We start from the raw sequence: 18,762 nt of genomic DNA, 5'->3' as shown, positions 1-18,762 counted from the left end.
ATGACAGTTGGGGTTGTGATTCAGGCACGAATGGGATCAACACGCTTGCCAGGTAAAGTGTTAAAAGATTTGAAAGGACAAACGGTTTTAGCGCATGTCGTGGAGCGCGTAAACCAAGCCTCTTGTATTGATCAAATCATTGTTGCAACGACGGATTTACCTGAAGATGACGCGATTGTCGATGAAGTGAACAGGTTAAATACAATGTTTTTCCGCGGATCAGAACACAATGTCTTAAGCCGTTATGCCGAAGCTGCCAAAACCTTTGATTTGGATACGGTCGTTAGAATTACATCAGATTGTCCGTTGATTGATCCTTGTGTGTTAGATCAACTTATTCAGTACTATCACGATTCCTCGGCTGCTCTCGTAACAAATGCAGGCCCCTATGAATTCAAACGAACGTATCCAAGAGGTTTCGATGTCGAAGTCTTCTCAAACGATGTATTACAAGAGGCTAATCAATATAGCACTGAGAACTATCAACGAGAACATGTCACACCTTATATATATGAAGATAAACATGATGTAGCTTATTACCAACTGTCCGATGACTGGTCACACTACCGTTTAACTCTTGATACTCAAGAAGATTTCGATGTCATTAAATTAGTGTATGACCATTTGTATCAAGGGAGACATGATTTTTATTTAGCCGATATTATTCGACTGTTAAAAGCATATCCTAAGATTGCCGAACGCAACCAACATATTGAACAGAAGAAATTGACCGAATAAGGTAGTGACATAAACGATGGTAATTAAAATTCTAACTGAAGGTGGAACAGGTATAGGGTTAGGCCATGTGGCAAGGTGCAAAGCTCTCTTTGACGAAGCTGTGGCTCAAGGATATGATGTTCAAATAATTGTGAATACGTCAGATGAATCGATTAGTATGTTAGACGATGTGAATGTTCAATATCTTGACTGGCGAGACCCTGAATTTATTGAACATCATATCGAAAACGGTCACTACCTTATAGTCGATTCTTACTTAGCCAATCAAGATATATATGAACAGCTAGTTAATCAATCGGCTCATTGTCTTATACTAGATGACTTTCACCGAATGCCTTATCCGAAGCATTCGACAGTTGTGAATATTTCTTTAAATGAACCTAAAATTAAAGATCGAAGCTTTAGTGGAAGGGATTACATAATATTAAGAGCTCCTTTTAGTGAAGTTATAACTAAAGACATACAACGACATGTTAAACGAGTTTTTATAACTTTAGGTAGCGCAGGGGAACAAGCAACACAAAGCTTAATTGATAACTTAACGCAATATTACCCTAGTATTCATTTATACGTTTTAATATCCGGAAACGCTTCACTCAAAATTAGTGCTGAACAACAAGTACAAGTACTAAAAAACCTTGATCCACGTGAAATGATGGAACAATTTATAGAGTCAGATATCGTCATAACAGCTGCAGGTCAAACGATGTTTGAAGTCATAAAGACAGGAACACCATTCATACCTGTTTCAACAGTAGATAATCAACGACAAAATGTATCCAGTTTAATGAATAATGATTTAGTGGAACAAGTTGTGCTATCAAAATCTTTAACATTCGATCAGGATATCTTACAACAATTCCAAAATCTTTTACGATTTGATGTAAGACAAGCAATATCTTTAACCTTACGAAATTTTATTGATGGACAAGGTTCTAAAAGGGTTATGCAGATACTAATGAAAAATCATTAAACTTTACTATATCCATTCAATCTTAATTGTGAGATGAAGTGTAAAAACAAGCCAATAAATCACAAAAATTAGAACTAATTCTTTGAAAAGCCCTTCAATTTTGGTGATACTCTATGCCTTAATTTGGTTTTAGAATCGTAAGCGAATGTTGTCTTAATATGTCACTTGAAAGTATAAAATCAGAGCTCAGAGAATTTGAGGTGAATTAAATGGAAAAGTTTCATATACGCGAAGCCAATGAATCGGATTGTGATCAACTGTTTATTTGGGCTAATGATGAAAGTGTGCGACAAAATGCATTTGATTCTAATCAAATCAACTATAGTGATCACGAACACTGGTTTATGACGAAATTATATTCACCTAATGCTAAACTGTTTATACTAACACGTCATAACAAATCGATTGGTCAAGTGAGAATTGATATACATGAACATACGGGGATAGTTGATTATAGCATAGACAAATCGTATAGGGGGCTTGGATATGGAAGTCAGCTCATAAGGACTTTAGAAACAATCATTCAACAATATGATATACCAATTGACAAAATAATCGGTAGAGTCAAATATGAGAACCTAGCATCGATTAAAGCGTTTGAGAAAGCGCATTTTGATGCAAAAAGGTACGATACATATATAGAATTTCAAAAAGCAATCTAAGATTAATAAAGGAGCAATACGTGTGAATATAGTTATTGTTGCCAATCATAATTGGTATAAACAGTTAAGTGATAACTTAAGTCAGCTAATAGAGCATAATGTTTATTTTATATCAGATAATGAATCTTTGACGTATGATAATCTTGATGCGCTGAAACCTCGTTATGTCTTCATCCCCCATTGGTCCTACATTATCCCAAAGGAGATACATGAGAATTTCGAGTGTATAGTTTTTCACATGACTGATTTACCTTATGGTAGAGGTGGGACACCATTACAGAACTTAATAAGTCGAGGTGTGTATCATACCCGTATATCTGCCATAAAATGCGAGTCAGAGTTGGACGCAGGTGATATTTATTTGAAAAAGGACTTTAATTTATATGGATCTGCAGAAGAAATATATATGAGAGCATCCGAAATTATTGAGCAGATGATAAAAGAAATAATCATCACAGAACCAACACCCTATCAACAAACGGGGGAAGTCGTCACGTTTTCAAGGCGAAATAGAAGTGATAGCAATTTAGAAGCAATCGATACTCTAAAGAAAGCGTTTGATTATATAAGAATGTTGGATGCTGAATCTTATCCCCGTGCTTTCTTAGAAACAGAGTATTTGTTGTTTGAATTTGAGCGCGCGAACCTAAAAGATGGGTATATTCATGCCGATGTTAAAATTACACGAAAGGACGTCCATGATGAGTAATATCTTAGTTATAGCAGCACACCCTGATGATGAAATATTGGGGTGCGGAGGAACTGTCGTTGACCATATTAGACGAGGAGATAATGTTTACTCTGTTATTCTTGCCGAAGGGATAACAAGTAGAGACCATCAACGAAATAGGGATGTTAGACATGACCAGTTATCACAATTAGCTAACGATGCCCAAAAAGCTAATGACGTTTTGGGCGTGCACCAATTAATTATGGATCAATTTCCGGATAATCGAATGGATCAATTGGATCGATTAGATATTATTAAAGTTATAGAACGATTAATAGAGGATATAAAACCTGACACTGTTTATACTCATCACATGGGGGACGTCAATATTGACCATAGACGTATTCATGAAGCTGTTTTGACAGCTTGTCGTCCTATACCTGGAAAACACGTCGTAAAACAATTGTTATTTTTTGAAACAGTTTCAAGTACGGAGTGGATGACACCACAATCCGCACCGACCTTCAATCCTAATTGGTTTGTTGACATAACGAATTCTATTCATACTAAATTAAAAGCTCTCGAATACTATTCCTCTGAAATGAGAGAATGGCCACACCCTAGATCTATAAAAGGAGTGCGTACGTTATCAGAATGGCGCGGCTCAACTGTGGGCGTTCATAATGCCGAGGCATTTATGCTAGGTCGCAAAGTCCTTTCAAAAGAGGAAGAGGTGAATAATTAATGTCTGGTCTACATCAATTTAAGTTAAATGACCAAGTGTTTGTTATTGCTGAACTGTCGGCCAATCATGGGCATGATATAGAAATTGCCAAACGAACGGTCAAAGCTGCAGCTGAGTCAGGGGCAGACGCGATTAAATTTCAAACGTATACACCAGATACGATGACAATAGAAGCGAATAATGAATTGTTTAGGATAAATAGTGGGACTATCTGGGACGGTCGTACATTATATGATTTATACCAAGAAGCTTATACGCCTTGGGAGTGGCATGAAGAACTGTTTAATTATGCACGTGAATTAGGGTTGATCTGTTTTTCAAGCCCATTTGATCCAACGGCAATTGATTTCTTAGAAACGCTTGAGACGCCTGCATATAAAATTGCGTCGTTTGAAATCACGGATATTCCGTTAATTGAATATGCCGCATCTAAAGGGAAACCGATGATTATTTCAACAGGTATAGGAACCATCCAAGAGATTCATGATGCTGTTGAAGCTTGTCGTAAGGTTGGTAATCATGATATCACTTTATTAAAATGTACGTCAGCTTATCCGGCCAAGATTGAAGATGCGAATCTTAATACCATGGTTAATATGAAAGAAACATTTGGCACAGATATTGGATTATCTGATCATACGTTTGGCTCTGTTGTGCCGATCACAGCTGTTTCGTTAGGTGCGACTGTCATCGAAAAACACTTTATTTTAGACAAGAATTTAGGTGGCCCCGATGCGTCATTTTCAATGGAACCGCAGGAGTTTGAAGACATGGTTAAATCCGTTCGAAATGCTGAGAAGGCCTTAGGACAAGTCGATTATCGTATTACGGAACAAAAAGAAAAATCAAGAGAATTAAGCCGTTCTTTGTTTGTGGTTAAGGATATTGAAGAAGGTGAAGAATTGACGATAGAGAATGTTCGGTCTATTAGGCCAGGTTACGGAATTAGTCCTAAACTGATAAATGATATACTAGGAAAAAAGGCGAATGAAGATATAAGTAAAGGCACACCTCTGACCTTACAATTAGTTAAAAATTGATTTGCTTGTTTTATTATAAATTATAGAGGTAATTGAAGAGAAGGTGCCTATAATGTCTAATGATACCCAAGAAAGACTATTGGATAAGTCTATTAAAATAAATTATAGTATTATAAAAAACATCCACTCCAACAACCTCAAACAAGCTGCAACAAAATACAAAGACGTCCTCCAACAGCTCGAGTCTTTTGTTGAGATGAACCGTGAAATCTATGATAAGCGGACGATTTTTTATGGGAAGGTTTCGCAGCTTCAAAAGTTACATAAATCGATTGTGGGTAAGCTGACGAATAATGAAACAGATGGTTTGGTTGATCAGTTGAATCATCAAGTGCTGCCGCTTTATGAGGATTTGAAGTATTATGTTCGTGAACGGCATTTCCATGAGACGTACGGGATTAATGTGTTCAATAAAATGTTTGGGTCGTTTAAGGTGCAAGGGTTATTTGAACAGATTGATCATGGTGTGTGGCATGATGTACAGCATTATTGGAAGGGGCAATTCGGGAAGTTTATTGATCCGATGTTGCACTTGGCGTATCACGGTGTTCATGGGGTGAGTGAACCTCGTTTGATTTCGCAGGAGATGTTTAATAAGGTGATGCTTCCGTATTTTAATCCGCTAACGTTCGGCAATTTTTATTCGGATAAAAATGTGTATGACATGTTGATTACGGATGAGCATCACCCTGACGTTGTGTTGAAGTGTGTGAACAGACAATATTTTGATGATGTGAATAAAGATTTAACACCACAAGAAGCTCGTGACCGCTTGCATCAATATGAAGAGGATTTGATTATAAAAGATAGTAAAGCGAATGATGGTAAAGGTGTCGAGAAGCTTCGTTATCTTGAGGGGCAGTTTGAGTTAGAGGGTGACGTGGTTGACTTTGATAAGTTGCACGAAACATTCGGCAAGGATTACACGATTCAACGTATGATTCGTCAACACGCACTTATGGCGAAACCTCATCCTGAATCGGTAAATACACTTCGCATGGTGACGTTGCGTTGGAATCATGATATTCATTATTTGTTGACGTATGCGCGTTTTGGGTCGGACGGTGCGATTAAAGATAACGGTGGTGAAGGTGGCATCTGTGTCGGTGTGCGTGATGATGGGTCGTTTTTACCGTATGGCGTTTGTAATGACGCGTCAATTGTTCATGAGCATCCAACGAGTGGGGTGTCGTTTGCGGGTTTAGATGCGATCCCTCATTTTGATGAGTTTATTTCGTTTGTTAAAACACTCCACCGACGGATTCTTCATCATAATTACGTGTCGTGGGACATTGCGATGGGTGAAGATGGCAATCCGATTTTCATCGAAATGAATTTCCGTGGGCCAGTGTGGAAATATCAATTGGCAAACGAGAAGCCGTTGTTTGGTGAGATGACGGAGGAGATTATACAAGAAGTTCAGAATCAAAAATAATTTTATATATTGTTCTAAAAAACTCCTTTCTTATGCCGATATAAATAATAGAGTATAGGGAAGGAGTTGTTTTTTGATGAAGGTTGATCACGTTTTATCAAACCCTCAACTCCTGCAGCGGTCGGGGACATCGGAGGGACCATCACAAGCAGAGAAAACGAAACCGAAATTGCAGGCGATGAATCATGAGGCAAGTTCTAGACGCGAGAGTTCTGATGAGGACATGACGCGTGAACGAGCTCAGGAATTAGTCGAGGGAATGAATGAATTTCTGGAGCCTGCCGATACGTCAATTCGTTACGAAATGCATGAAGATTTAGATCGTTATTATATTTCTATAGTAGATAAACAAACCGATGAAGTCGTCAGAGAAATTCCGCCTAAAAAATTGCTCGATGTCTATGCAGCAATGGCAGAATTCATGGGCTTTATCGTTGATGAGAGAATTTAGCGAAAGAGGGTGAAGGTTATATGGTATCAAATAATATGGATACAATGCGTATGACCGGTTTTGCGTCAGGTATGAATATTGAAAGTATGGTTAACCAGTTAATGCAAGCAGAAAGACAACCACTTCAACAAATGAAGCAAGACCAGTTATGGTTAACTCAACAGCGTGATGCCTACCGTGAAGTTAATTCGAAAATGTCAGAGTTTGAAAATATGTTTTTAGATATGAAATTATCTAGTACTTATCAGGGTACTAAATCAGAATCGTCTTCTGATGCAGTATCAGTTTCATCAAGCAGTGACGCAGGTGAGACAAATTTCCAAATCGATGTTCAATCATTAGCTAGTAAGGCGATTCGGAAAACAGATTTAGCAGATGGAGAGCAATTATTTGGTGATAATTTTGATCCTACATCTTCTTTCGAGGATCAGGTGAACGTAACACAAAACCAAATTGATTTTACTTATCATAATGAAAATGGTCCACAAAATGTTAGTGTGGATTTAACTCAAATGGAAGCTGGTTATTCATTAAATGATGTGTTTGATGAAATAGAAACGCAAAGTGATGGTAATGTTAGAGGGTTCTATGATGAAACGGCTGATGAAGTGTTTTTAGAACGTGCAGAATCAGGTAATTTTAACGAAGGTGGAGCTGAAATCCAATTTGCTGCCGGCTCTTTTCTTGATGAAATGTTTAAAATGAACCCTGATGATGCAACAGAGCACGGTGGAACTAATGCTAGTTTTACTTACAATGGTGTGGATATGGAGTCAACTAGCAATAGTTATGAGTTAAATGGTGCGACATTACAGTTCAATCAAACGACTGATACTCCTGCAACTATTTCAATAGAAAAAGACATTGATGGTGCAGTGAAGGATATAACAAATTTTGTCGACAAATATAATGAGTTAATAGGGTTTATGAATGAAAAAGTGAATGAGCCTAGGAATCGTGATTACCCACCATTGACTGAATCTCAGAAAAGTGAGATGAGTGATCGTGAGATAGAACTATGGGAAGAAAGGTCAAAAAGCGGTGAACTTAGAGGTGACACAATTGTCCGTGGGGCTGTTTCAGACATGCGTACCTCGTGGTATGAAGAAGTGAACAATCCTGATAGTGATTATAATTCGATATTCGAAGTTGGGATTACAACTGTCAGTGCGTTAGATGTTGGCCCTAATGACCAAGGTAAATTAGAAGTTGATGAAGAAAAATTAAGAGAAGCTTTAGAAAATGATTCAGAAGGTGTTTATAAATTATTTTCTAATGATACAGAAGACAATAGCCGAGGACTGCTAAATCGCGTAGAGGATTCACTTGAGGGTACTATGGACCGCATAACCGAAAGAGCAGGTCGAGTTACTGATACAGATTTTGAATACACTATGGGCCAAGAATTGATTAGTATGACTGAACGCGTATCAGATTTCGAGCGACGTATGCAACAAACGGAACAGCGTTATTGGGATCAGTTCACTCGTATGGAACAAGCGATTCAAAAAATGAACGCACAATCACAACAAATGCAACAACAATTAGGCGGTATGATGTAATAAAAGGAGTGTGGCACCATGTCTTATGGACAGGCGTATCAAGCGTATCAACAGAACTCGGTAACAACAGCATCACCAGGGGAGCTAACATTACAGTTGTTTAATGGGTGTTTAAAGTTTATAAAAGTTGGTAGAGAAGCTATGGAAAATAAAGAAATAGCGAAAAAAAACACAAATCTACAAAAGGCACAGAATATCATTAATGAATTGATGATAACCCTAAATCCAGATTACGAGATCTCAGATCAACTGATGTCATTATATGATTACATTAACTATTGCTTGCGTCAGGCGAATATTAACAATGACGAGGCTATGTTAGATGAGGCGAATAATATGGTGCGTGAGATGCGTGATACGTGGAAAGAAGCGATTAAGCTTGATCGTCAAAACAAATATGCATCAGGAGCTCAAGGGTAATGTCAGCGGTTAAAGCGCTCTATACTTTAACGAAACAGATGCACGACATGTTTGAGCGTGCCAATGATTACAAGCGTGAAGAGTTAATCGAACAGTTTAATGATTTTGTAGCGAAGCGGGGACAGCTCATTGAGAAGCTCGGTGGCGAGTTGACGGATGAGGAGAAGCGTTTGGCACAAGAGACGATTAAACTTGATGAAACGTTGCGCAAAAAGGCTGAGCAATACATGAATGGGTTCCAAAAAGATATCGCATCGTTTAAGAAACAACAAGCTGGCAATAAAAAATATATCAATCCGTACCAAAGCTTACGCGGCAAAGATGGCGGATTTATTGATAAGCGAAATTAGATGTAAGCCGATGAGAGGTGGAAGCCTTTTGTCGGTTTATTTTATTTGCGTGGAACTAGCGTGGTTGCGGGCTTTTGTCACAATATCGACAAAAAATTCGAAATTTTTTGGAGGTTTAGGCAGGAGTTTTTTGGGGTATTGTTGAATGTAAGCTACATAGACGAAAGGAGGACTTGCATATGATTTACAACGTAAGAGGAGAAAACATCGAGGTAACAGATGCGATCCGCGAATATGTGGAGAAGAAGATTGCGAAGTTGGAGCGTTATTTCGACACGCCACCGTCTTCCGATGTTCATGTTAATTTAAGTGTCCATAATGCAGAGCAACGTATTGAGGTGACGATTCCAATGCCTAACTTATTGTTACGTGCTGAGGAGTCACACAATGATATGTATGCGGCAACTGATTTAGTGGTGGACAAATTAGAGCGACAAATTCGCAAATATAAGACGAAAATTAATCGCAAGTTCCGTCAGCAAGGAGCTCCGAAACACGTATTTGCTGAGCTAGAAAAGGAAGCGATCAGTGACCAAAGACAAGAAACTGAAGATGACGCGATTGAAATCGTGAAGAAAAAACAATTCGACTTAAAACCGATGGACGAGGAAGAAGCTGTCTTACAAATGGACATGCTCGGTCACGCGTTTTATGTCTTTGAGAATTCAGAATCAGGCGAAACAAACGTCGTCTACAAACGTAAAGATGGAAAATATGGCTTAATCGAGCCGAACGCATAAGGTTAGTTGTTTGAAGAGGCGCCCGCTTTGGTCGGGTGCCTCTTTTTCTGTGTTCAGAGGTTGTAAGTTTTGAAATAAATAGGGCGATTTATTTCAAAAATAGCTGTAGTTATTTCAAAAGTGAGTCGATTTATTGAATAAATGCGCGGGGTGCGGCGTTTGAGTCAAGATTTGGACAGTTTGGTGCAAGGGATGCAGGAGGTTGAATCAAGTGTCGCGGAAAGTGAATCAAGATCACCCCAAACACAAACTTAATCAAAATAAATTTTTGTGCTATAAAAAGCATTTATCTCGTTAAAATCATCATGTTTTGACAAAATCGAAAAAATAATCGTCGTTTCAATGAAATTTCCTGATTTGACGGGGGCTACACAGCTTACATAAACCGTGGTATAACTAAGTTACAAGATCATGAAGGGGGAATACGAGATGACTCATCAATTAAAGTGCCTCGAATGTTCAAAGCTTCAAAAGCAGATCGAACGTCAAAGCGAAATGATTTCCCAACTAATGCGTATTGTTGCAGCGACTAACGAACGTGTCGTGTCGTTAGAAGAACATGTAACCTCCGAACCCAATGTTAATGTATCCTTTCCCAACTATCCCTCCACCCACATAAGATAACCGCCTTTGTGGTCTTGTGTTGGAAGACCAGCTTTCCTCACCCGCAAGCTGGTTTTCTTTTTTTATCGAGGGAAGAATCGACAAAATCACCCGTATTCTGTTAGTTGTCATGATAGAAATGGTAGTGTTAATATTAGTATTGGAGCATTGTAAACAAAGGAATACGAGGTGCGAATACATGAAGCAACTATTAACCAAAGTATTTGGGGATTTGAATGAGAAACAATTAAAGAAACTGCGGAAAACAGCAGATCAAATTGAGTCGCTCGAATCGGATATTGAACAGTTGTCTGATGCGACGTTACAGGCGAAAACAGATGAATTTAAATCGCGTTATGAATCAGGGGAATCGCTTGATGCGTTATTACCTGAAGCGTATGCGGTCGTGCGTGAAGCGGCACGTCGTGTGCTTGGCATGCGTCCGTTCTACGTGCAGCTGATCGGAGCGATTGCGATTCATAACGGCGATATTGCCGAGATGAAAACCGGTGAAGGTAAGACGCTTGCTTCGACTATGCCGGCTTATTTAAATGCGTTGTCAGGCCAAGGCGTGCATATTATCACAGTCAACGATTACCTAGCATCGCGTGACGCGGAAGATATGGGCGAGTTGTATAATTGGCTCGGCTTAACAGTCGGTTTAAACACGAACGAATTGGATAAAGAAGAAAAACGTGAAGCGTATAACGCAGATATTACGTACGGAACGAACAACGAGTTTGGTTTTGACTATTTACGCGATAATATGGTGTTGTATAAAGAGCGTCGCGTGCAACGTGAATTAAATTTTGCGATTGTGGACGAAGTGGACTCGATTTTAATTGACGAAGCGCGTACACCGCTTATTATTTCAGGGTCTCAGAAAAAATCGCAAACGAACTATGTCCAAGCCGATGCGTTTGTGTCGACGCTTACTGCAGAAGAGGATTATACGTTTGATGAAAAATCGCGTAATGTCCAGTTGACAGAATCGGGCATTACGAAAGCGGAAAATTATTTTAACATCGAAAACTTATACGACTTAGATAATGTGTCGCTCACGCATCATGTTAATCAAGCGTTAAAAGCACGAGTCGTGATGCAGCGCGATACTGATTATGTCGTGGAGGAAGATCAAGTCGTTATCGTCGACCAATTTACAGGTCGCTTGATGAAAGGTCGTCGTTACAGCGATGGCTTGCACCAAGCGATTGAAGCGAAAGAAGACTTGCAAATTCAAAAGGAAAGCATGACGCTTGCGACGATTACGTTCCAGAACTTTTTCCGTATGTATAACAAGTTAGCAGGTATGACGGGTACGGCGAAAACGGAAGAAGAAGAATTTCGCGATATTTACAATATGAATGTCGTGTCGATTCCAACGAATGAGCCGATTGTTCGTGATGACCGAGCTGATTTAATTTATAAGTCGATCGAAGGTAAATATAAAGCGATGGTGCAAGATATTAAAGAGCGCCATGAAAAAGGTCAACCGATCTTAGTCGGTACGGTATCGGTTGAGTCATCTGAAGTGATTTCGGACCGTTTGAAAAAAGCGGGCGTCAAGCACAATGTGTTGAACGCGAAAAACCACTTTAAAGAGGCTGAAATTATAGAAAAAGCTGGTGAACAAGGTGCTGTGACGATTGCGACAAACATGGCTGGTCGTGGTACGGACATCAAATTAGGCGATGGCGTGAAAGAACTCGGTGGCCTTGCCGTTGTTGGTACAGAGCGTCACGAGTCGCGTCGTATCGATAATCAGTTGCGAGGTCGTTCGGGTCGTCAAGGGGACCCAGGTGTCTCGCAGTTCTATTTATCGATGGAAGATGAGCTCATGCGTCGTTTCGGCTCAGAGCGGATGCACGCAATGATGGACCGTTTCGGTATGAGTGATGATCAGCCGATTGAGAGTAAAATGGTTTCACGTGCGGTTGAATCAGCTCAGAAACGTGTAGAAGGTAACAACTTCGATGCGCGTAAGCAGATCTTGTCTTATGACGATGTGCTTCGTGAACAGCGTGACATTATTTATGAACAGCGTAATGAAGTGCTCGAGTCAGAGAACTTGCGCAGCATTATTATCGGTATGATCCAATCAACGGTGAAGCGTAACGTTGAGGTTTATACGCAAGAAGAAGACGATGAGGATTGGGATTTAGAAAGCTTAGCGCAATTCTTGCAGGCAAATGTGCTTGAAGTGGATGAAATTACAGCCAATGACTTGAAAGGTAAAGAGCCAGATGAAATGGTCGAGCACGTCATGGCGATCGTTGAGAAGAAATACGATGCGCGTGAAGAAGAGTTAACAGACGAACAGATGCGTGAGTTCGAGAAAGTGATTTTACTCCGCACCGTCGACTCGAAGTGGATGGACCATATCGACCAGATGGACCAGCTCCGCCAAGGTATTCACTTGCGCGCGTATGGTCAAAATAATCCGTTGCAAGAGTATCAAATGGAAGGCTTCTCAATGTTCGAAGACATGATTGCGTCGATCGAACAAGAGGTTTCGCGCTATGCGATGAAAGCGCAAATCCGTGAAAACTTGCAGCGTGAAGAAGTCGCACAAGATGCGAAAGCCGTCTCAGGTGGTCGCCCACAAGAAGAGAAGAAACGTCAGCCGATCGTGAAGAAAAAAGAAGTCGGCCGCAACGAACCATGCCCTTGCGGTAGCGGTAAAAAGTATAAACATTGCCACGGTGCATAATATAAACATGATGAAACCCGTTCTGATTTAAGTCAGAGCGGGTTTTGTTTGTGTGATTAAGCGCACAGACAATGGTGAAGGTTTCGTGTATGGTGAGGTTGACTCACATTTGGGTTTTGTTGATTCAGACTTTGAAGTGCTTGCTTCACTTTTATATTCGCTTGCGTAAAACTCAGTGGTTCTTGATTCAAATTAGAACGCGCTTGAACCAGATCACGCTCAGGATGTTCTTGATTCAGATTTCCGAAAACTTGATTCATAATGCTAATGTTTTGCGCCACTTCTTAAATCACTTGCACCAAATTCCAACCCGCTTGACTCAAACTCGAACAATCTTGAATCAACCTCACACTACACTCCACCATAACGACATCGAAATTATGACAATTTGCGTATAGACGGGTGAAGAGGCTGTTATTCCCGCGTTTTAGTGGTATAATATGGTTAGTATTAAAAGTAGAGGTGACAAAACGCGTTATGGATTTAGCAGATATTCGCAATGAATTAGACAAGATGCATGAACAACTCGACAACTTTAGGGGGTCTCTTTGACTTAACGAGTTATCGAGATCGTATCGCTGAGCTGAATGATCAAATGATTGATCCGTCGTTTTGGGATGATCCGTCAGCGGCGCAAAAAGTAATTAATGAATCGAATCAATTAAAAGAGCTCGTGAATGGTTTCGACAAGCTTAAAGAGGACCTCGACAATTTAGAGGTGTCGTATGAGCTTGTGAAAGAAGAAAATGACGCGGAACTATTCGCGGATTTAGAGGAGCAAGTACAGTCAACGCGCCAGGCGATTGATCAGTTTGAATTAAATATTTTACTGAGTGATCCGTATGATTCGAATAGTGCGATTATTGAAATTCACCCAGGTGCTGGTGGCACGGAATCGCAAGACTGGGCGCAAATGTTACTTCGGATGTACACGCGTTACGCTGAGCGAAAAGGCTTTACAGTGGAAACGCTCGATTATTTGCCGGGCGATGAAGCGGGTGTGAAGAGTGCGACGTTGCTTATTAAGGGTCACAACGCATACGGCTATTTGAAGGCGGAAAAAGGCGTGCACCGTCTCGTGCGAATTTCGCCGTTTGATTCGTCAGGTCGTCGTCATACGTCATTTGCGTCGCTTGATGTGATGCCTGAATTTGAGAATGACGAAATCGAAATTGAAGTGAACAATGACGATTTGAAAGTCGATACATTCCGTTCTAGTGGTGCGGGTGGTCAGCACGTCAATACGACTGATTCAGCTGTGCGCATCACCCATATCCCGACGAATACGATCGTGTCTTCTCAAGCCGAACGTTCGCAAATTAAAAACCGCGAACAAGCGATGAAAATGTTGAAGTCGAAATTGTATCAACGAGAGCTTGAGCGTCAACAAGAAGAAATTGACGAAATTCGCGGCGAACAAAAAGAAATCGGCTGGGGTAGCCAAATTCGCTCGTATGTTTTCCATCCGTATAATATGGTGAAAGACCACCGGACGAACGTGGAAAACGGAAATACTGAAGCGGTGATGAACGGCAATTTGGATCCATTTATTAACGCCTATTTACGTTCACAAGTTGATGGTTAATTTGTGAGCGTTTAGGGAACATATAAAGTAAAACTTAAAGGAGGTCAATGACATGAAGAAGTGGTTATTAGTAGGTTTTATCAGTTTCATGATGGTCCTAGCCGCATGTGGCGGTGGCGACGATGGTGGAAGTTCTGACGGTGGAAATGCTGATGGTGGCGATAGCGCTAACGAAACAGCACAAGGTGAAGAGCTTTACCAGCAAAACTGTGTGTCATGCCACGGTGAAGACTTAGGCGGCGGCGCTGGCCCAGATCTTACAACAGCTGGTGACAATTACGACCAAAGTGAAGTCGTTTCAATTATTCTTGAAGGTCAAGGCGGCATGCCAGCCCAAGACGTGAGCGATAGCGAAGCAGAAGCTATTGCAGAGTTTGTTTTAAGTCAATAATGATTCACCTAGTTCCCTTTCAGCCTAATGGTTGAAAGGGAACTTTTTATGTTGTGATTAGTTCATAATATGTATGAATTAATCGGATAGAATAGCGATCTTTATTGTTGATATTGTGAGTAGCGAAGGTGGCGACTCCTGCGGGAACAGCACGAGTCTCGAGATCCCGAGAGATGCACCTGCGTCTTCTAGCATTGCTTCGAAGTAGGCTTCCTCGGTGCAAGTTGCAGGGTAGCATACTCGATGATGTTGCCTGGCTCGAGCCGTGCCCGCGGAAAGCGTCCACCGTAAGCGGATCACAATATCAACAAGGGACTTTTATAGAACATTGTTTTAAAGCTTATCAGTTATTAGTGACAAATCCTCACACAAGTTATCCACAATTGAAAAGAAAATGTAATATAATTCCCGCAGAATATTCGACGTAAACATGTTATAATACCAATTAAGCGCGATTTTATAAAACAAATAGTAAACCATATGTCGTTTATGATAAAATATTGAAAAAGAAATAGAGGAAATAGCGCTTTTTTGGCATGTCTGAAAATGCCTCACTTAACTTCAAGAATAATAATATGTGTTGCATCGCAGCAGGGGGAACAAGGTGAGTCAGTATGATCGAAATGAAAAATGTACATAAAGTGTATGACAACGGAGTGACCGCATTGAGCGGTATCTCAACAAAAATAGAGGCTGGCGAATTCGTATACGTCGTTGGCCAAAGTGGTGCTGGTAAGTCGTCCTTTATCAAATTAATGTATCACGAAGAAGTACCAACAGATGGGAAAGTCAATATTAATCACATTGATATAGGTAAAATGAAAAAGCGACAAGTGCCATATTTGCGACGGAATATTGGGGTGATTTACCAAGATTTTAAATTGCTTCCGAAGTTAACAGCGTACGAAAATGTCGCGTTTGCGTTAGAGGTGATTGAGGAAAATCCGCGCAAAATTCGTCGTCGCGTCATGGATGTGTTGGATAAAGTCGGCTTGAAGCATAAAGCGCGTTTTATTCCAGCACAATTATCGGGTGGTGAACAACAGCGGGTTGCGATTGCGCGCGCTATTGTAAACAATCCGAAAATCGTGATTGCCGATGAGCCAACGGGTAACTTAGACCCGGATACGTCGTGGGAGATCATGCGGATTTTTGAAGAGGTGAATGATACAGGCACGACATTAATTATGGCGACGCACAGCCGTGAGATCGTCAACAGCATTCGCAAGCGTGTCATTGCGATGGAAAATGGACAAATCGTTAGAGATGAGCATCGAGGGGAATACGGCTATGAAGATTAGTACATTATCACGTCATATGCGAGAAGGCGCGAAGAACTTGATCCGAAACAGCTGGATGACCGTCGCAGCTGTCGGGGCGGTTACGACGACACTCGTGTTAGTCGCCGCGTTTTTGATTTTAATGTTAAACTTAAACCAAATTGCTGAAAATATCGAAGCCGACGCGGAAATTAGAGCGTTTATTCAATTAAATACAAATGATGAAGATATTGATGCAGTTGGCCAAAAGATAGAAAGTATCAACCAAGTATCCAGTTATGAATTTTCATCGAAAGAAGACGAGTTAGATAACTTAATCGAAGATCTTGGTGATGAAGGTGAAGCATATGAACTGTTTGAACAGGACAACCCGTTAAATCATGTTTATATTGTGCAAACGGAAGAAGCAGAAGATTTAGCACCTGTGGCAGCTGAGATTGAACAATTCAGCGAAATAGAAAGTGTCGAGTATGGTAGTGAAACGGTCGAGCGGTTACTGCAATTTAATGAGTACGCGCGTTATGTCGGGATTGGTTTCATTGCGGCGTTGTTATTAACAGCGATTTTCTTAATCTCGAACACGATTAAAATGACGATAACAGCACGTAGTGACGAGATTGGGATTATGCGACTCGTCGGTGCGAAAAATAGTTTCATTCGCGGTCCGTTCTTCGTTGAAGGGTTGTTAACAGGTGTGATTGGTTCAATTATTCCGATCACAATCGTGTTAACGGGTTACCACTTCTTATATGTGAACTTGAACGACCGCTTGAATTTCCAATTTATTGAGCTATTACCGTGGAACCCATTTGCTTGGCAGCTGTCACTCATGCTACTAGGTATTGGCGCGTTTATCGGTATTTGGGGAAGCGTCATGAGTGTGCGCAAGTTTTTACGTGTTTAACACATAACCTATCTACCAACATTTAACCACAAAAGGGGAGAAACAATGTTGACGAAAAAATGGATGATCTTTTTGTCGTTAACCGTCGTCTTTGCTGGCGTTATGGTCTGGACTGGAACTACGACAACTGAAGCGAACGAATCGACTGATGAAATCGAACAAGAGTTGAATGAAGTTCAAGAAGAACGTGAATCAATTACAAACGAATTAGATAATTTACAAGAACAACTTGATCAATTAGAGCAACAACAAGCTCAAACAGAGGACGAATTGGCGCAAATTAATAACGAAATTCAACAAGCCGAATTAGAAGTGCGCCAAAAAGAATTAGATATTGAAAAAACAGAAACCGAAATTCGTCAACTTGAAGCAGAAATTCGCAAGTTAGAAAATGAAATCGAACAGTTAGAAGCTGAAATCAAACAACTCGAACAAGAAATTAAAGAAACGAAAGAACGAATTGCCGAACGTGAAGTAGTACTTAAAGACCGACTCCGTTCATTGCAAAAGAATGGCGGTTCCGTACGATACTTAGAAGTGATTTTGGGAGCTAGTGATTTCGGTGACTTTATTAGTCGTACAACGGCTGTTAATAAAGTGATGGAGCAAGACCAGGACATATTAGATCAACATGCGGCTGACAAGAAACATTTAGAAGAAACAGTCGCACAAGTTGAAGAAACGAAAGCGGAAGTAGAAGACAATAAAGCGTCTGTTGAACAAAACAAGCAAGAAGTCGAATCGAAACAAGAAACACTTGTCGCACAAAAACAAGACTTAGATCAATTGATTGCGAATTTAAATGATCGTCGTGAAGAACAAGAAGTGATTTTGGCTAACTTAGAACAAGAAGAAGATGAACTTGAGTCTTACCGCGTGTCGTTAGCTGAAGAGGAAGATATTTTAAAAGCGCGTGAGAACTCGTTACAACGCCAAATCGAGCGAGCAGAGTCTGGACCTCCAGCGAGTAGCAATAGTAGCGCGACATTTATAACACCAATGGATGGCTATTTAACGTCGAATTTCGGTCATCGTTGGGGGCGTCAACACTTCGGAACGGATATAGGTAACTTACCGAACCCGACGACGCCGATTTATGCGGCAGCATCTGGTGAAGTTTATCGTGTCGTTTCAGGCTGTGTCGTCGGTGATCGTAGTTGTGGTGGCGGTTATGGTAACGTCGTTTATATGACGCATTACATTGATGGTGTAGCATATGATACGGTATATGCCCATATGACGAGCGTGAATGTTAGTGTTGGACAAACAGTGGAACAAGGTCAACAAATCGGACGTATGGGTAACACAGGAGCGTCAGGTGGCCCGCACTTGCACTTTGAAATTCACCGTGGTGGTGGATGGAACAATGCGAAGTCGAACGCCGTTGACCCAAGACAATATATTAGTGTTCCGTCACGGTCACAATTTTATTCTCGTTAACGCTTAACGGTCGTTAATTTTAAAGCATCGCACGTTATGTGTGGTGCTTTTGTGTTATACTAT

At 40.5% G+C, this 18,762-nt stretch carries 18 protein-coding genes; all 18 read left to right on the top strand.

Annotation, left to right across the window (positions count from 1 at the left end):
* A complete protein-coding gene (locus ABID56_RS05295; RefSeq protein WP_354219578.1) occupies positions 1-738 on the top strand; it encodes a cytidylyltransferase domain-containing protein in 738 nt (245 codons plus the stop codon).
* Positions 739-754: 16 nt separating this feature from the next.
* Positions 755-1,711 (top strand): hypothetical protein, encoded by a 957-nt coding sequence (locus ABID56_RS05290; RefSeq protein WP_354219577.1) that lies wholly within the window; start codon positions 755-757, stop codon positions 1,709-1,711.
* Between the two features lie 209 nt (positions 1,712-1,920).
* On the top strand, positions 1,921-2,373 hold the full coding sequence (locus tag ABID56_RS05285; RefSeq protein ID WP_354219576.1) for a GNAT family N-acetyltransferase: 453 nt from the start codon (positions 1,921-1,923) through the stop codon (positions 2,371-2,373).
* A gap of 22 nt (positions 2,374-2,395) precedes the next feature.
* The gene (locus ABID56_RS05280) at positions 2,396-3,082 is read left to right on the top strand and encodes a formyl transferase (RefSeq protein WP_354219575.1); all 687 of its coding nucleotides are present in this window, start codon (positions 2,396-2,398) and stop codon (positions 3,080-3,082) included.
* Complete coding sequence (locus ABID56_RS05275; protein ID WP_354219574.1) at positions 3,075-3,788, top strand: PIG-L deacetylase family protein; 714 nt, start codon at positions 3,075-3,077, stop codon at positions 3,786-3,788. The genes ABID56_RS05280 and ABID56_RS05275 overlap by 8 nt, the downstream gene beginning before the upstream one ends.
* Positions 3,788-4,828: a pseudaminic acid synthase gene (pseI, locus tag ABID56_RS05270; RefSeq protein ID WP_354219573.1), complete on the top strand. Its 1,041-nt coding sequence runs from the start codon at positions 3,788-3,790 to the stop codon at positions 4,826-4,828. Before ABID56_RS05275 ends, pseI begins: the two co-directional genes overlap by 1 nt.
* Positions 4,829-4,880: 52 nt before the next feature.
* Positions 4,881-6,263 carry a sugar-transfer associated ATP-grasp domain-containing protein gene (locus ABID56_RS05265; protein WP_354219572.1) on the top strand — a complete coding sequence of 461 codons (1,383 nt, stop codon included), beginning with the start codon at positions 4,881-4,883 and terminating at the stop codon, positions 6,261-6,263.
* A 76-nt stretch (positions 6,264-6,339) separates the two neighbouring features.
* Positions 6,340-6,714 carry a flagellar protein FlaG gene (gene flaG / locus ABID56_RS05260; RefSeq protein ID WP_354219571.1) on the top strand — a complete coding sequence of 125 codons (375 nt, stop codon included), beginning with the start codon at positions 6,340-6,342 and terminating at the stop codon, positions 6,712-6,714.
* Positions 6,715-6,734: 20 nt separating this feature from the next.
* Complete coding sequence (gene fliD, locus ABID56_RS05255) at positions 6,735-8,276, top strand: flagellar filament capping protein FliD (RefSeq protein ID WP_354219570.1); 1,542 nt, start codon at positions 6,735-6,737, stop codon at positions 8,274-8,276.
* An 18-nt stretch (positions 8,277-8,294) separates the two neighbouring features.
* The gene (fliS, locus tag ABID56_RS05250) at positions 8,295-8,696 is read left to right on the top strand and encodes a flagellar export chaperone FliS (RefSeq protein WP_354219569.1); all 402 of its coding nucleotides are present in this window, start codon (positions 8,295-8,297) and stop codon (positions 8,694-8,696) included.
* Entirely contained in the window at positions 8,696-9,046 is a 351-nt protein-coding gene (fliT, locus tag ABID56_RS05245) for a flagellar protein FliT (RefSeq protein ID WP_354219568.1), read from the top strand. The genes fliS and fliT overlap by 1 nt, the downstream gene beginning before the upstream one ends.
* 179 nt (positions 9,047-9,225) lie before the next feature.
* Positions 9,226-9,786 carry a ribosome hibernation-promoting factor, HPF/YfiA family gene (hpf, locus tag ABID56_RS05240; protein ID WP_354219567.1) on the top strand — a complete coding sequence of 187 codons (561 nt, stop codon included), beginning with the start codon at positions 9,226-9,228 and terminating at the stop codon, positions 9,784-9,786.
* An 802-nt stretch (positions 9,787-10,588) separates the two neighbouring features.
* Positions 10,589-13,099 carry a preprotein translocase subunit SecA gene (gene secA / locus ABID56_RS05235; RefSeq protein WP_354219566.1) on the top strand — a complete coding sequence of 837 codons (2,511 nt, stop codon included), beginning with the start codon at positions 10,589-10,591 and terminating at the stop codon, positions 13,097-13,099.
* Positions 13,100-13,576: 477 nt separating this feature from the next.
* Positions 13,577-14,684, top strand: a protein-coding gene (gene prfB / locus ABID56_RS05230) for a peptide chain release factor 2 (protein ID WP_354219565.1) whose coding sequence is annotated in 2 segments (ribosomal slippage) — positions 13,577-13,648 and positions 13,650-14,684 — 1,107 coding nt in all. Because the reading frame shifts where the segments join, the coding sequence is not laid out codon by codon here.
* 52 nt (positions 14,685-14,736) lie between these two features.
* A complete protein-coding gene (locus ABID56_RS05225; RefSeq protein WP_354219564.1) occupies positions 14,737-15,075 on the top strand; it encodes a c-type cytochrome in 339 nt (112 codons plus the stop codon).
* A gap of 614 nt (positions 15,076-15,689) precedes the next feature.
* Positions 15,690-16,376, top strand: a complete 687-nt coding sequence (gene ftsE / locus ABID56_RS05220) for a cell division ATP-binding protein FtsE (protein WP_354219563.1) — start codon at positions 15,690-15,692, stop codon at positions 16,374-16,376.
* A complete protein-coding gene (gene ftsX / locus ABID56_RS05215) occupies positions 16,366-17,259 on the top strand; it encodes a permease-like cell division protein FtsX (protein WP_354219562.1) in 894 nt (297 codons plus the stop codon). Before ftsE ends, ftsX begins: the two co-directional genes overlap by 11 nt.
* 45 nt (positions 17,260-17,304) lie before the next feature.
* The gene (locus tag ABID56_RS05210) at positions 17,305-18,699 is read left to right on the top strand and encodes a murein hydrolase activator EnvC family protein (RefSeq protein ID WP_354219561.1); all 1,395 of its coding nucleotides are present in this window, start codon (positions 17,305-17,307) and stop codon (positions 18,697-18,699) included.
* Positions 18,700-18,762: the final 63 nt, after the last annotated feature.

This window comes from Alkalibacillus flavidus, from assembly GCF_040545925.1.
Taxonomy (GTDB): domain Bacteria; phylum Bacillota; class Bacilli; order Bacillales; family Alkalibacillaceae; genus Alkalibacillus; species Alkalibacillus flavidus.
Note: the sequence above shows the minus strand (reverse complement) of the source record. Positions and strands in the feature narration are given on the sequence as shown.

Bases quoted from the DNA above. Each gene is read 5' to 3' on its own strand.
- ABID56_RS05295 (WP_354219578.1), top strand. From the start codon at position 1: ATGACAGTTGGGGTTGTGATTCAGGCACGAATGGGATCAACACGCTTG.
- ABID56_RS05290 (WP_354219577.1), top strand. From the start codon at position 755: ATGGTAATTAAAATTCTAACTGAAGGTGGAACAGGTATAGGGTTAGGC.
- ABID56_RS05285 (WP_354219576.1), top strand. From the start codon at position 1,921: ATGGAAAAGTTTCATATACGCGAAGCCAATGAATCGGATTGTGATCAA.
- ABID56_RS05275 (WP_354219574.1), top strand. From the start codon at position 3,075: ATGAGTAATATCTTAGTTATAGCAGCACACCCTGATGATGAAATATTG.
- pseI (WP_354219573.1), top strand. From the start codon at position 3,788: ATGTCTGGTCTACATCAATTTAAGTTAAATGACCAAGTGTTTGTTATT.
- ABID56_RS05265 (WP_354219572.1), top strand. From the start codon at position 4,881: ATGTCTAATGATACCCAAGAAAGACTATTGGATAAGTCTATTAAAATA.
- flaG (WP_354219571.1), top strand. From the start codon at position 6,340: ATGAAGGTTGATCACGTTTTATCAAACCCTCAACTCCTGCAGCGGTCG.
- fliD (WP_354219570.1), top strand. From the start codon at position 6,735: ATGGTATCAAATAATATGGATACAATGCGTATGACCGGTTTTGCGTCA.
- fliS (WP_354219569.1), top strand. From the start codon at position 8,295: ATGTCTTATGGACAGGCGTATCAAGCGTATCAACAGAACTCGGTAACA.
- fliT (WP_354219568.1), top strand. From the start codon at position 8,696: ATGTCAGCGGTTAAAGCGCTCTATACTTTAACGAAACAGATGCACGAC.
- hpf (WP_354219567.1), top strand. From the start codon at position 9,226: ATGATTTACAACGTAAGAGGAGAAAACATCGAGGTAACAGATGCGATC.
- secA (WP_354219566.1), top strand. From the start codon at position 10,589: ATGAAGCAACTATTAACCAAAGTATTTGGGGATTTGAATGAGAAACAA.
- ABID56_RS05225 (WP_354219564.1), top strand. From the start codon at position 14,737: ATGAAGAAGTGGTTATTAGTAGGTTTTATCAGTTTCATGATGGTCCTA.
- ftsE (WP_354219563.1), top strand. From the start codon at position 15,690: ATGATCGAAATGAAAAATGTACATAAAGTGTATGACAACGGAGTGACC.
- ftsX (WP_354219562.1), top strand. From the start codon at position 16,366: ATGAAGATTAGTACATTATCACGTCATATGCGAGAAGGCGCGAAGAAC.
- ABID56_RS05210 (WP_354219561.1), top strand. From the start codon at position 17,305: ATGTTGACGAAAAAATGGATGATCTTTTTGTCGTTAACCGTCGTCTTT.